This window comes from Halomarina rubra (genome assembly GCF_023699475.1).
Taxonomy (GTDB): domain Archaea; phylum Halobacteriota; class Halobacteria; order Halobacteriales; family Haloarculaceae; genus Halomarina; species Halomarina rubra.
The window spans coordinates 384,638-397,757 of sequence record NZ_JALXFV010000002.1 but is presented as its reverse complement, the minus strand read 5'-3'; the positions used below and the strand labels follow the sequence as shown (position 1 = coordinate 397,757).

Genomic DNA, 13,120 nt, shown 5'->3' with positions numbered 1-13,120 from the left:
CCACCCCGAGCCGAGACGGACACGGCTTAGTCGGTCCCCACGGAACGACGACCATGGAGACGACTTCGGCGTTCGACGGTCTCGTCTGCCCGGAGACCGACGAGCGGTTCGACGCGACGACGAGCCACCACCCCGAGGGGAAATCGCTCGACGCGACCTACGACTACGAGTCGATTCGGCTCTCGCGCGAGCAGCTCGAATCGCGTCCGGCCGGTCCGGGGAAGTACGACGACCTGTTGCCGTTCCCGACCGAGGCCCGGTCGTGGCTCGGTGAGGGGGCGACCCCATTGCTCGACGCACCGCGCCTCGCCGAGGAACTCGGCGTCGGGCGCGTGCTCGTCAAGGACGAGGGGCAGAACCCGACGGGAACCGTCAAGGACCGCGGGCTGGCGCTGTCAGTGGCGGCGGCCGCCCAACACGGCGCGGAGGAGGTCGCGCTCGCGACGACGGGCGACGCGGGCCAGTCGATGGCGGCGTTCGCCGCACGTGCTGGCCTCACCAGTCGGTCGTTCGTCCCCTCCCGGTCGACGTTCCTCAACAAGGCGATGATCAACGTCCACGGCGGGGACATGCGTGTCGTCGAAGGACGACTGCCCGACGCGCGCGGAGCGTTCGAAGGGGCTCGTGAAGCCGACGACGCGCCGTACTCGTTGAACGCCTTCGAGACGCCGTACCGCCACGAAGGGTCGAAGACGCTCGCGTACGAGGTTCTCGAAGCGCTCGACTGGCAGGTCCCCGACGGCGTGTTCTACCCGCTCGAAGGCACCGAGGGACTCGTCGGCTTCCACAAGGGAGCACGGGAGTTCCGTGACCTCGGACTGGTCGAGGACGTGCCGGCGCTGTACGCCTGCGAGTCCAGCGGCTGTGCGCCGGTCACGGAGGCGTTCGAGGCGGGTGAGGCGACCCACGAGCCGTGGGAGGTTCCGGACACCGTCTGTGGCGGCCTGGAGGACCCCGACCCACCGGGAGGGCGGCTGGTCCAGACGGCGCTGCGCGAGAGCGGTGGTGGGGCCATCGCGACCGACGACGACGACATCCTGTCGAGCGCGGCGACGGTCACGAGTCACGAGGGCATCGAGATGGGCGTCTCGGCTGCGGCTGCAGCGAGTGCCGCGTGGTCGGTGGCCGACGAGTTCGACGAGGACGCGACGCTGGTGCTCGTCAACACCTCCACGGGCAGCAAGGACGCCGACTTGCTTCGCAGTCACCTGATGGGCCAGGGAATCTGAACGGGAGGCAATGCTGATGCGGCATCGCGGGGCGAGCAGGCGACACCGAGTCGAGTCGGAGCCACGAACGCCGTGTCACACACCGCGACGATGCCGGTCGCGGGTCGAGGACGGTGCCTCGCGGGACGTTCGCGGGCGACGGTCAGGTCACGGCGTGGGTGGGGCCGTCTTCCGGTTTGAACCCTCGTGCCGGCACGCCGGCGCATCGTCCATCCGAACGGTTTTCTCCACGACCACGATACGACGGGGTAGATGTCGCTGGTCTCGACGCTCCTCGCAGGGGCGGTGTTCGGCCTCGCGCTCGCGGCCCCGCCCGGCCCGATGAACGCCGTCATCGCAGAGCAGAGCGTTCGCAACGGGTGGACGGCAGGGTTTCGGGCGGGGTTGGGAGCGATGACGGCCGACCTCCTGTTCATGGTCGGCGCGCTGGTCGGCGTCGTCGCGGTCGTCCAGCGGTACCCGGCGGTCCACGCCGCGATGGTCGCCGTCGGAGGGGTGTTGATGCTGTACTTCGCGTACGGAGCGGCGAAGGAGCTCGATTCGGGGTTCCGAGACGGACAGAGCGAAGCGACGGGGTTCCAGCGAGCGTTCGTCCTCGCCATCACGAACCCCTACCAGATGGTGTTCTGGTTGACCGTCGGCGTCGGCCTGCTCGAACCGGGGACGCTCGACGTGCTCGGGACCGTCGCCGCGTCACAGGCCGGTGTCCTCGTCGTCGAGACCGGGAGCTCGACGTTGCTCTTCGGGTTCTTCGGAGGTATCCTCTGCTGGACCGTCGTGTTTCCCGCGACGCTCGTCGCCGCCGAACGTCGGGTCCAACAGTTCGCCCCCGTGGTCGCCGGTGTGAGCGCGCTCGTGCTCGCGGGGTTCGGCGTCTACTTCCTCTACGACGCGGCGACGACGCTCGGCGTGGTGCTGGCCGAGACGGTCGAAACGCTGTCGAGCTGAGGGGAACGACGAAAGAACCGTGTCGGGCGGTCGTCTCCGGCCCGGGTCAGTGCAGGTCGTCGAGCGACTCCGAAGGCGTGTCCATCTCCGCGACCTCGCCCTCCAGCCACTCCTTGAACCACCGGACGCGCTTGAGTCGCTGGTGGGCGATGCTCTCGGCGGTGTCGGACTCGATGCGTTCGACGGCGTCCTCACCGCGTTCGAGGACGCGCGCGACCATCTCGCTGGCGTCCATGTGGGTGCGGGCCTCGTAGCCCATCCGCAGGAGCATCAGCGTCGTCCCGTTCGCGCCGACCTTGTCGAGCAGGTCGGCCTCGATGAGACACTGCGTCTCCAGTGAGAGGTCGGAGAGCGGTCCCTGGTAGGAGTGGTCGACGATGGACTCACACACCTCCTCGACGAACGACTCGGGGTAGTCGCCGTGACTGCGGAGGTACTCGCGGGCGACGCGTGCGCCCTCGTCGGCGTGGACCTCCTGGTCGGCTTCGAGTTTGGAGATGTCGTGGAACAGTGCGGCGACGCGGACGACGTCCGCGTTCGCCCCCTCGCGCTCGGCGATCTTCGTTGCGAGGTCGACCACGTTGAGGATGTGGTTGAACCGATACTCCGCGGAGTGCCAGGGGTACCAGCGCATCCGACCGCCGGTCTCCTCGCTCTGGACGCTCGCGGCGAGGTAGTCGTGGACGAACGTCTTCATACGCTCGAACTCGTCGTCGGAGACGGGAGATTCGCGGATTTCGACCCCCACGCTACCACCTCCGGAGGGTGAACTCGTTCATATTGGCCGTAATTACAACAGTTCCGCTCTTGAGGCTTACGACAGCTAAAATAGTTCCCAAACCGCACGATACTCCGTGACCGAACCACGGTATCTGACGGACTCGACGGCACGGCAGTTCGAGGCCACCGTCGAACGGGCGCTCGACGACCGGGTCGTCCTCGACGCGACGCTGTTCTACCCCGAGGGCGGCGGCCAACCAGCCGACCAGGGCACACTCACGACCGACGACGGCCGGTGGCGGGTCGTCGACGTCCAGAAGAACGACACCGTCTACCACGAACTTGACCCCGTCGGTGAGACCGAGGGCCTCCCGGCCGTCGGTACGACCGTCACCGGCGACCTCGACTGGGAGCGCCGACACGCCCACATGCGCTATCACACGGCCCAGCATCTCCTCTCGGCGCTCCTCCTGACGGAGTTCGACGCCCCGACCGTCGGCAACCAGTTGACGACCGAGTACGCGCGCCTCGACGCAGGGTACGACCGGTTCACCGACGAGGACCTCGCGCGCATCGAGTCGCGGATGAACGACCTCGTCGCCGAGGAGCGGCCCGTCGAGTGGTACACGATGGACCGCGCGGAGGCCGAAGCGTCGCTCGACCCCGAGCGGACGCGCATCGACCTCCTCCCGGCGAGCATCGACGAACTGCGCATCGTGGAGGTCGGCGGGCCGACCGGTGGGAGCGGGGACGACGACGTCTACGACCGGACGGCCTGCGCGGGCACCCACGTCGCCAACACGGCCGAGGTCGGTGACGTCACCGTGACCGGTCGAGCGACTCAGGGCAGCGGCAAAGAACGGGTAACGTTCGAACTGGAGTGAGCGACCGTTCGGGGCGACGTCGTCCCCGACGGTACCGACGGTTCTGGTCCGAGAGACCGACCGGACGGAGCCTCGCGTAGCTTTATTTCCCCGGCGGTCGACCCATCTGGCATGGAAATCCGTACCGCGGAATCGGCCGACGCTGATTCGATTCGGGAGGTGGCCCGACGGTCGATGGAGGCGTCGTACACGCTCAGTCCACAGACCATCGAGGGAGCCGTAGCGCAGTGGTACGACGACGAGGCGCTCTCGGAGAAACTCGACGACGAGGACCTCGTCATGCTGGTCGCCGAGGACGACGACGGCGCACTCTTGGGGTTCAGCGAGGCCGTCCTCATCGAAGACGGCGGCGACGGCGACCTGAACTGGCTTCACGTCGACCCGGACTACCGCGGCGACGGCATCGCGCGGACCCTCTTCGAATCCACCCGAGAGCGCCTCTCGGACATGGGTGCCTCCCGGATGCGGGGGCGCGTCCTCCGGGACAACACCGCCGGCAACGACTTCTACGAGTACTTCGGCTTCGCGAAGGTCGGCGACGACAAGGTCGACATCGACGGCTCCGACTACGTCGAGAACGTCTACGTCGAGGACGAACCCGAGGAACTCGAAGCCATCACGAACGACGAGGGTCGCGAACTGTTCGTCGACTACAACGACTCCGAGCGCGCGACGCTCGCCCCGTTCCTCGCCGTCTACACCGGCCCCACCCGCGACGACCGCTGGGGGTACTACTGTACGAACTGCGAGAGCCTCGACGTCGCCGTCGACACGATGGGCCGCGTCGAGTGCAACGAGTGTGGCAACGTCAGCAAGGCGACGCGCTGGGACGCCGCCTACATGTGAGCGAGAGTGTCGTCGCTAGGTGACACTCTCGATGTGCTGCAACACTGCTTATCGCGTCCGACAGCGGATACGCCCCGGGGACTCCGGGCCCCACTCGGTGACTGTGGCGACCGACGCCGACGGTGAACGAGCGGACGACGGCCGCTCGCCACCACCACTCGATTCCGGTAGAGAACGTTCCCGCAGAGCGACCGTGACCGCCTCCAGCAGACGCGCTCGGGTTTCTCTCGTTGTTAGATTTGAAAAGTAGTCCCGGGCGGATTCGAACCGCCGTCAACGGCTCCAAAGGCCGTTATGATTGGCCACTACACCACGGGACTGCACGGCTCGTCCCACATCGCTCACCGTCGGTGGTGACGCGTCGCGAGCCTCCGACTGGGGGTTGCGGTGTCGCGTACAATAGCGTTACCGTTCGGGACGAGCGAGGGCGTGCTCGTGTCAGTCCGCGGGTTCCGAGTCCGCGAGTGGGTACTCCGCTTCGAGCAGGGTACAGACGTCGGCTTCGGGGTCGAAGCAGTCCGGACACTCGGACTCGCGGTCGATGATGGTGTCGAGGCGGTCGGCGACGGTGTCGTCGATGACGCTCTCGAGTTGGCGCGCCTCGGTCCGGAACTCCTCGACGTCGAGCACCTCGACGAGGAACCGCTCGATGATGCAGTACGTTCGGAGCGCGTCGCGCGCCCGGACGATGCCCTCGTCGGTCAGCGAGACCCCCTTGTACTTCTCGTGGTCGGCGAGGCCGCGACCTTCGAGTTTGCCGATCATCTCGTTGGCGCTGGCGGGACTCACGTCGAGGGCGTCGGCGAGGCGACCGGTCGCCGCCGGTCCGTTCTCCTGTTCCTGGATGAGGTAGATGGCCTTGAGATACTGGTCTGCCGTGTTCATGTGGACCTCCGTACCGTCGGTCGTCGGCGCTCGGTCATTCGCGGTCCTCCATCAGTCGCGTCACTTCCTCGACGCCGTCGGCTTCCTCCTCGCGAATCGCGCGGAGCGTCGCGACGAGTCGCTCACGCTCGATACCGAACTGGGCGTCCGACGCCTCGATGGCGTCGATGAGGTCGTCGTAGAACTTGTAGGCGGTCTCCTCGTTGCACAACTGGTCGTAGAGGACGCCGTCGAAGTCCTCGGGTTTCGTCTGGCCGTACTGCGCCTCGACGAGCCCTTCTATCTGGTCGAACGGGATGCTCTCCGCGTCGAGTTCCGCGACCAGCGCCTCCAGTCGCCCGCGGTGGTCGGCGGACTCCTCGGCGGCGTGTTCGAGCAGCGCTCGCACGTCGGCGTCGAGTTCCTCGTCGTCGAGCTCCTGGGCGTGTTTGTACGCCCGCGCCTCGACGACCTCTTCGAGGACCATTCCGATCTGGAGGAGGCGGGCGAGTTGGTGGTCCGAGCGGACCTGCCGGGTGACGCTCATCGGCGCTCCGAGCAGGGACGGTCGGCGAACGGTTCACTCATGTGTCGAACTGGCGCGGGCGGACAGTTAAGTCGTTCCCTCGGGCGCTCCGGGCGACTCCGGGGCGTCTGGGGTCGATCCGTCACGGGACAGATTCGGGCCGGTCGCGGTGCTCGGCGGCGAGCGGAGAGAGAAGACGGGAGAGAACTGACCGCGGCTCAGTCGAAGCGACCCGCGAGACGGTCGCGGATGCGCCCCTGGAGGTCCTCGCGCAGTTCCTCGACCTCGATCTCTTCGAGGACGGGGACGTAGAACCCTTCGACGAGCATGTTCTTCGCGAGCTGTGGCGGCACGCCACGCGAGGTCATGTAGAACAGGTCCTCCTCGTCGACCTGTCCGACCGTCGCCGAGTGGCTCGCTTCGGTGTCGTGGTTGTTGATGATGAGCTTCGGCGAGGCGTCGGCCTCACTCTCGTCGCTCAGCATCAAGGTGTTCTCACGCTGGTACGACGACGTGCTCCAGGCGTCGCGACCGACGTCCTGAACGCCCTCGTACACCGAGCGCGCGCGGTCGTCGATGACGCCACGGGTGACGAGGTCCGCCGTCGTGTGCTCGGCGCGGTGCCAGACACGCGAGTCGACGTCGAAGTGCTGGTCGTCGTGGCCGTAGAACGCGCCGACGAGCTTCGTCTCCGAGCCGTCGCCGTTCAGGTCGGCCTCGACCGACGTCTTCGTCAGTCGCGACCCGATGTTGCAGTCGACGATGTCGACCTGTCCGTACGTGTCGGTGGCACCGTACTTCAGCTGGTAGTTGTACGTCTCCTCCGAGAGGTCCTGGAGCGAGCCGTACTGGACGTACGCGTTCTCGCCGACGGCGAGCTCGGTGATGCCCGAGTAGTAGCGCTTGCCCTCGACGTGGTCGCCGGTCTCCTGGCGTTCGAGGATGGTGACCGAGGAGGACTCCTCGGCGACGACGAGCGTGTAGTTGAACAGCGAGCGGCTGTTCATCGTCGTCCGGATGGTCACGTCCTCGGCGTCGACGCCCTCGGGGACGTAGACGACCGTCCCCGTCGAGAACAGCGCCGTCGACAGCGCAGTCAGGTAGTTCGTCTGGGGGTCGACGATAGAGCCGAAGTGCTCCTTGACGAGCTCTTCGTGCTCGTCGAGCGCCTCGGCGAACGAGAGCACCTCGACCTCGTCGGGACCGACCTGGTCTTTCTCCTCGGCGGCGGTGAGCGGGTCGACGAACTCCTCGAACGCGAGGTCCTGGAGGTTCGTCCACTTGCGTCCCGGCGTCTGGATGACGGCCGGGAAGTCGATGTCCTCCAGCGCCGCCAGTGCGTCGAGGCGAGTCTGGAGCAGCCACTCCGGTTCGTCGAGCGACTCCGAAATCTCGCGGACCTGTGCTTCCGTGAGGTTCGCGTGTACCTGCGTACTCATGTTACCCGAGGCTCCCCTCCATCTCCAGTTCGATGAGGCGGTTGAGTTCGACCGCGTACTCGATGGGCAGTTCCTCCGTGATGGGTTCGATGAACCCGGCGACGATCATCTGCTTGGCGTCGTCGTCGTCCAGTCCACGCGACTGGAGGTAGAAGATGTCCTCGTCGCCGATCTTCCCGACCGTCGCCTCGTGGGCGACGTCGACCTTCGACTCCTCGATCTCCATGTACGGCATCGTGTCGGAGGTCGACTCGTTGTCGAACATCAGCGCGTCACACTCGACGGCGGTGCTGGAGTGCTCCGCACCGTCGGCGATGTGGACGAGACCGCGGTAGTTCGTGCGACCGCCGTCCTTGCTGATGGACTTCGACTCGATGGTCGACTTCGTGTGCGGCGCGTTGTGGTACACCTTCGCGCCGGTGTCGATGTTCTGGCCCTCGCCGGCGAACGCGATGGTGATGTGGTTGTCCGTCGCGCCGGGACCCTTGAGGATCGAACACGGGTACAGCATCGTGGCCTTCGAACCCATCGAGCCCGAGACCCACTCCATCGTGCCGTCCTTCTCGACGATGGCGCGCTTCGTGTTGAGGTTGTAGGTGTTCTTCGACCAGTTCTGCACCGTCGAGTACTGGACGTGAGCGCCTTCCTTGACGAACACTTCGACGCCCCCACTGTGGAGGTTGAAGCGGCCGTACTTCGGCGCGGAACAGCCCTCGATGTAGTGCATCTCGGAGTTCTCCTCGGCGATGATGAGCGTGTGCTCGAACTGGCCCATCCCCTCGGAGTTCATCCGGAAGTACGCCTGCACCGGCATCTCGACGGTGACGTCCTCGGGCACGTAGACGAACGAGCCGCCGGACCACACCGCACCGTGGAGCGCGGCGAACTTGTTGTCGCTGGGCGGGACGCACTTCGTCATGAAGTACTCCTTGACGAGTTCTTCGTGCTCCTGGACCGCCTTGTCCATGTCACAGAAGATGACGCCCTTCTCCTGCCAGCGCTCCTGCATGTTCTGGTAGACGATCTCGGACTCGTACTGTGCGCCGACGCCCGAGAGCGCGTTGCGCTCTGCTTCGGGGATGCCGAGCTTCTCGAACGTGTCGCGGATCTCCTCGGGGAGGTCCTCCCAGGACTCCTCGCCACCGCGCGTGTCGATGTCGGGGCGGATGTACGGGACGATCTCGTCGACGTCGACCTCGCTCAGGTCGGGCTGGCCCGGCCAGTCGGTCGGCATCGGCATCTCCTGGAACTGCCGGAGCGCGCGGAGGCGTCGCTCCAGCATCCACTCGGGCTCGTCTTTGTCTTCCGAGATGAGCCGGATGGTCTCCTCCGTGAGGCCCTTCTCGGATTTGAACGCCGACTTCTGTTCTTTCTTGAACTCGAAGCGGGCTTCGGTGTCTGTCTCTTTGAGGTGGTCGTCTGAACTCATGTTGTGTTGGGGTTAGGTCTCAAGACGGTTCAAGCTGTCTCGTACGCTTCGTCGCGAACCCAGTCGTACCCCTTGTCCTCGAGCTGCTCGGCGAGTTCCGAGCCGCCGCTCTTGACGACTTTGCCGTCGAGCATGATGTGGACGTGGTCCGGCTCGACGTAGTCGAGGATACGCTGGTAGTGGGTGATCTGGAGGATGCCGGTGCCGACCTCGTCGCGCAGCGCGTTGATACCCGTCGCGACGTCCTGCAGGCGGTCGATGTCCAGCCCGGAGTCGATCTCGTCGAGCACCGCGATGGACGGTTCGAGGATGGCGGCCTGGAGCACCTCGTTCTGCTTCTTCTCGCCGCCGGAGAACCCGGCGTTGAGATAGCGCTGGGCGAAGCGCTCGTCCATGTCGAGTTGCTCCATCTTCTCGGCCAGTAGCTGCTGGAACTCGGCGACGCCGACCTCGCCGTCGTCGACGTTCCCCTCCATCGGGGAGGTGTCGTAGCCGACGTCCTCCTCCTCTTCTTCCTCGCCGTCGTCGTCCTCGAACAGCTCCTCGCGCTCTTCGAGCTTCGCGTTCAGGGCGGTGCGAAGGAAGTTCACCATCGTGACGCCCTCGATCTCCGCGGGGTACTGGAACGCGAGGAACACGCCGAGTGCGGCGCGCTCGTTCGGTTCGAGGTCCAGCAGGTTCCACGTGCGCTTGTCCTCCGGGATGTCGAAGTCCTCGCCGAAGTCGTCCGCTTCGAGGTGGATGAGTACCTCACCCTGCGTCACCTCGTAGGCGGGATGGCCAGCGATTACCTTCGCCGTCGTGGACTTGCCCGACCCGTTCGGTCCCATGAGCGCGTGAATCTCGCCCGTGTTGACTTCGAGGTTCACGCCCTTCAGAATCTGCTCTCCGCCTTCTTCAGCGACCTCTGCGTGGAGGTCCTTGATCTCTAATCGAGCCATAATGAGAACACTGTATCTCGTCGTCGGGGTGTCGGCGCGTGCGGGGCATAATGGTTTCGTATTCGCCCGATTCGAGTTCAGAGAACGGAAACGAATCTTTTCGTATGAGAAAGCCTGTCGAGGGACGTCGGCCTACCCGAAGCTCCCGAGCCCCGTCTGGGTCTGTCCCGACTTCACCTCGTCCCACGAGACGCCGATGGCTTCGAGGATGCGCTCGATTGGCCCCTGTAACGTCTTGTCGAGCATCACGTCCCAGTCCACCTCGAACTCCGCGGGGAGTTGGTCGGCGAACTCGATGCAGATGACGTCCTCTTCCTTGCGGAACTCTCGGTACAGTTCGTCGGACTGCGTCGAGAGGCCACGTTCGGCCTCGATACGCGCGTAGAAGTCGTTGTGGACACGCCCGAGGTAGAGACGCTTGGGCTTCGACCCACGAGCGAAGTTCGTCCCGAGCAGGAGGTTGGCGTACTTCGCCCCGCGGACGTGGGCCGTGTCGGTGTCGTAGTCGTCGAGACGCTTGCCGATTCCACCGGGGATACCGACCTCTTCGACGCTGATGTCGCCCGACTCGAAGCGCTCGATGGTGTCGTGGACGTAGTCTTTGACCCCCTCGATGTCGCCCTCCTTGACGATCATCTCCAGGACGCGCTGTTGGACCTCCTTCGTGATGGGCGCGATGTCCGAACGCTTGTACTCGAAACCAGTGATGTCGATGTCGTCGACGTCTTTCCCCTCCTTCCAGACGATGTGCCCGGCGTAGCGTTTCTTCTTCCCCGCCTGGAAGAATCGCCGATACAGTTTCTCGAACTCGATCTGGAAGCGGTGGTCCTCGGCGTTCATCTCGGCGGCGAGGTCGTCGTAGGCGGCGTTGATGCGCTCTTCGAGGTCGAACGACTGCTCGATGGCCTCCTCCTTCGAGACACCCTCGCCGAGTTCTATCATCACCGAGTCGGTGTCGCCGTACGCCACCTCGTAGCCCATCTCGTCGACGGTCTGCTCGGTGAACTCGATGACCTCGCGGCCCGTCGCGGTCACCGCCGCGCCCATGTCCTTGTCGTAGAGGCGGAACCGGTCCCACCCCAGCACGCCGTACAGCGAGTTCATGATGACCTTCACCGCACCCTGCTGGCGGTCGAACGTCTCGTAGGCGTCGCTACCGGGGGCGTTCTCGTCGCGCAGGCGTTTCTTCTCGTCACGCTCGGCGAGGAGTTCGGTGACCATCTCCCGGATGATGCCGTCCGGTTCCTTCCGGAAGTGCATCCCGTTGGGCGCGACGAACGTCTCCCCCTGGTAGGTCTCGGGGTCGACCTTCGTCTCCGGGGAGGCGTTGATGGTCACCATACACATCGGGTACAGCGACTTCAGGTCTAACACCGACACCATCTCCTTGACGCCCGTGATGGGGTCGAACACCGCGCCGCCCTCGTAGTCCTCCGATTCGACCGCGCCCTTCGAGGGCAGAGCGAACTCGCCGTGGACCTTGTGGAGGATGTACATGTCGACTGCGTCGCCGGGCGTCGTCGCGTCCTCCAACTTCGCGCCGACGAACGTCGCGACCTCCTCCCAGAACGGGACGATGTTCTGCTTGCGGTCGAGTTCGACACACAGTTCGACGTCGCGCAGGTTGTACTCCAGCAGGCGCTCGGGGTTCTCCTCCCACAGGTCGCCGATGTCGCCCGCGTAACGCTCCTTCCCGACGCCCAACTCCGCCTCGCCGACCGCGTCCAGACGGTAGCTGTCGAGTTCTGATATCTTGATGCGCTTGTAGGCGTACAGCAGGTCGAACGCGACGCGGCCCTTGATGTTCGGTCCCTGCCAGTCCGAACGCCACACCTCGTTCACCCGCGAGAGGCGGTCGGAGTCCAACTGGTCGTCGCCCTCACCCGCCTCAGAGAGCACGTCGATGCGGTCGATGAGGTACGGCGCGTCGAAGTCGGTGAAGTTCCACCCCGTCAGGACGTCGGGGTCCGTCTCGTCGACGTAGTCGAGGAACGCCGTCAGCATCGCGGCCTCGGTGTCGAACCGACGGACGTCGACCTCGGGCCCCTCCCGGAGCGGGTCGTAGTCGGGTAGGGCGTCGGGGCCGGACTCGCCGTCGGGAGCCTCGTACAGCCAGACGACGTACTCGTCGCGGTAGTTGTCGTGGCTCGTCAGACAGACGATGCGTTCCTCGCCGTCCTCGGGGAAGCCGTTGCGGTCGTCGACCTCGATGTCGAACGTGTTCACCCGGAGGTCGGCCTCGACGTCCACTGCCTGTACCTCCTGGTGGGGCACGTCGACGACGCCGTCGTCGTTCCGACGGGCCGGGACGCGAACGCCGCTCGTGACGTCCTTGTCGATGAGCAGGCGGTTCGGGAACAGGATGTCGGCCTCGTAGTGGTCGAACCGGTCGCGCAGTTGCCCCACGTCGCGCGGGGTCTGACCGGTCACCTTCACGAGCGTCTCCCCGCGGATGGACTCGTAGGTGACGACCTCCTGGGCGTCGTCGCCCGACAGTTCCGGGTCGAGGTCGCCCATCGTCTCGACGCCCGTGATGCGCTCTTCCATCAGGCGGTCGTCGGTGAACTGCTTCGCGAGCAGCGGTTCGTCGCTCTCCGCCCCCGGTGCGCTCTCGACACGTTCGAGGTCCGCCAGCGGCGTGTAGAAGTACGGCGGGAACTCACGAACCCGGACGTGTTCGGTCTCGTTGTCGGCGGTTCGGCCGAACACGTGGAGCACGGGGTGTTCCTCGCGGCCCGCCCCCTCGATGGTGTAGTCGACCTGCGTCACGGCGAGTTCGACGCTCCCGTCGGGGTCGGGATACCGGTAGTCGGAGGTGTCGACGACCTCCGGCGCGAGACCCCCGCCGTCGCCCGCGACGGCTTCGGCCTCGGCATCGGGGCGGTCCTGGCCACCCCCTGCCGAGAACTCCGCCAGCCCACTCTGTTTCATGTTGCCCGAGATTCGAGTCCTCCGGTAAAAACCCCCGCGGTCGGCCCCGAGACCGCGACTGGCTGGTGTCACCGGAGTGGACTCCCCCACCCTATCGGTAGTGGCGACCGTTGCTCGGGACACAACGCATTTACCGTGACACGACATAACAAGGTAGCGACCATGGTCGACAGAGACGTGACGTCGGACCCGAGTGAACAGTCGGCCCGGTCCACGGGGGCCGCCGAAGACGCCATCGCGACGACCGAATCCTACGAGACGGACGACGGCACCGTCCTGTTCGACGGGAGGAACCCGCTGGCGTGGATCCAGTCGGCCACCACGGTCCGACTCGACGACGCCGCATAGAGACGCTTTTTTCAC

General features: G+C 65.7%; 12 protein-coding genes and 1 tRNA gene. 5 read left to right on the top strand and 8 right to left on the bottom strand.

What is annotated here, in order from left to right; genetic code table 11:
- Positions 1-53 precede the first annotated feature (53 nt).
- Together M1L36_RS03290 and M1L36_RS03285 are read left to right on the top strand one after the other, a co-directional pair.
- Positions 54-1,229 carry a pyridoxal-phosphate dependent enzyme gene (locus M1L36_RS03290; RefSeq protein WP_250872283.1) on the top strand — a complete coding sequence of 392 codons (1,176 nt, stop codon included), beginning with the start codon at positions 54-56 and terminating at the stop codon, positions 1,227-1,229.
- 252 nt (positions 1,230-1,481) lie between these two features.
- The gene (locus M1L36_RS03285; RefSeq protein ID WP_250872282.1) at positions 1,482-2,177 is read left to right on the top strand and encodes a LysE family translocator; all 696 of its coding nucleotides are present in this window, start codon (positions 1,482-1,484) and stop codon (positions 2,175-2,177) included.
- Between the two features lie 46 nt (positions 2,178-2,223).
- On the opposite strand, the gene M1L36_RS03280 is transcribed toward M1L36_RS03285, so the two are convergent.
- Entirely contained in the window at positions 2,224-2,925 is a 702-nt protein-coding gene (locus M1L36_RS03280) for an HD domain-containing protein (RefSeq protein WP_250872281.1), read from the bottom strand.
- A gap of 106 nt (positions 2,926-3,031) precedes the next feature.
- Between M1L36_RS03280 and M1L36_RS03275 the strand changes: the two genes are divergently transcribed.
- Both M1L36_RS03275 and M1L36_RS03270 read left to right on the top strand, forming a co-directional pair.
- The gene (locus M1L36_RS03275) at positions 3,032-3,781 is read left to right on the top strand and encodes an alanyl-tRNA editing protein (RefSeq protein WP_250872280.1); all 750 of its coding nucleotides are present in this window, start codon (positions 3,032-3,034) and stop codon (positions 3,779-3,781) included.
- Between the two features lie 111 nt (positions 3,782-3,892).
- Entirely contained in the window at positions 3,893-4,627 is a 735-nt protein-coding gene (locus M1L36_RS03270; RefSeq protein WP_250872279.1) for a GNAT family N-acetyltransferase, read from the top strand.
- Between the two features lie 247 nt (positions 4,628-4,874).
- Here the strand turns inward: M1L36_RS03270 and M1L36_RS03265 are convergent.
- The 7 genes from M1L36_RS03265 to M1L36_RS03235 all read right to left on the bottom strand — a co-directional run bounded on the left by M1L36_RS03265 (position 4,875) and on the right by M1L36_RS03235 (position 12,757).
- Positions 4,875-4,947: transfer RNA gene (locus tag M1L36_RS03265), tRNA-Gln, on the bottom strand.
- Between the two features lie 118 nt (positions 4,948-5,065).
- Complete coding sequence (locus M1L36_RS03260; RefSeq protein ID WP_250872278.1) at positions 5,066-5,512, bottom strand: metal-dependent transcriptional regulator; 447 nt, start codon at positions 5,510-5,512, stop codon at positions 5,066-5,068.
- A gap of 34 nt (positions 5,513-5,546) precedes the next feature.
- Complete coding sequence (locus tag M1L36_RS03255; RefSeq protein WP_250872277.1) at positions 5,547-6,038, bottom strand: ferritin-like domain-containing protein; 492 nt, start codon at positions 6,036-6,038, stop codon at positions 5,547-5,549.
- 197 nt (positions 6,039-6,235) lie between these two features.
- Positions 6,236-7,456: a Fe-S cluster assembly protein SufD gene (sufD, locus tag M1L36_RS03250; RefSeq protein WP_250872276.1), complete on the bottom strand. Its 1,221-nt coding sequence runs from the start codon at positions 7,454-7,456 to the stop codon at positions 6,236-6,238.
- A gap of 1 nt (position 7,457) precedes the next feature.
- Positions 7,458-8,885 carry a Fe-S cluster assembly protein SufB gene (sufB, locus tag M1L36_RS03245; RefSeq protein WP_250872275.1) on the bottom strand — a complete coding sequence of 476 codons (1,428 nt, stop codon included), beginning with the start codon at positions 8,883-8,885 and terminating at the stop codon, positions 7,458-7,460.
- Positions 8,886-8,914: 29 nt separating this feature from the next.
- Positions 8,915-9,826 carry an ABC transporter ATP-binding protein gene (locus tag M1L36_RS03240; RefSeq protein WP_250872274.1) on the bottom strand — a complete coding sequence of 304 codons (912 nt, stop codon included), beginning with the start codon at positions 9,824-9,826 and terminating at the stop codon, positions 8,915-8,917.
- A gap of 132 nt (positions 9,827-9,958) precedes the next feature.
- Positions 9,959-12,757, bottom strand: coding sequence for a DNA-directed DNA polymerase (locus M1L36_RS03235; RefSeq protein WP_250872273.1), 2,799 nt, complete (start codon positions 12,755-12,757; stop codon positions 9,959-9,961).
- A gap of 162 nt (positions 12,758-12,919) precedes the next feature.
- Between M1L36_RS03235 and M1L36_RS03230 the strand changes: the two genes are divergently transcribed.
- Positions 12,920-13,105: a DUF7331 family protein gene (locus tag M1L36_RS03230; protein WP_250872272.1), complete on the top strand. Its 186-nt coding sequence runs from the start codon at positions 12,920-12,922 to the stop codon at positions 13,103-13,105.
- The last annotated feature ends 15 nt before the right edge of the window (positions 13,106-13,120 follow it).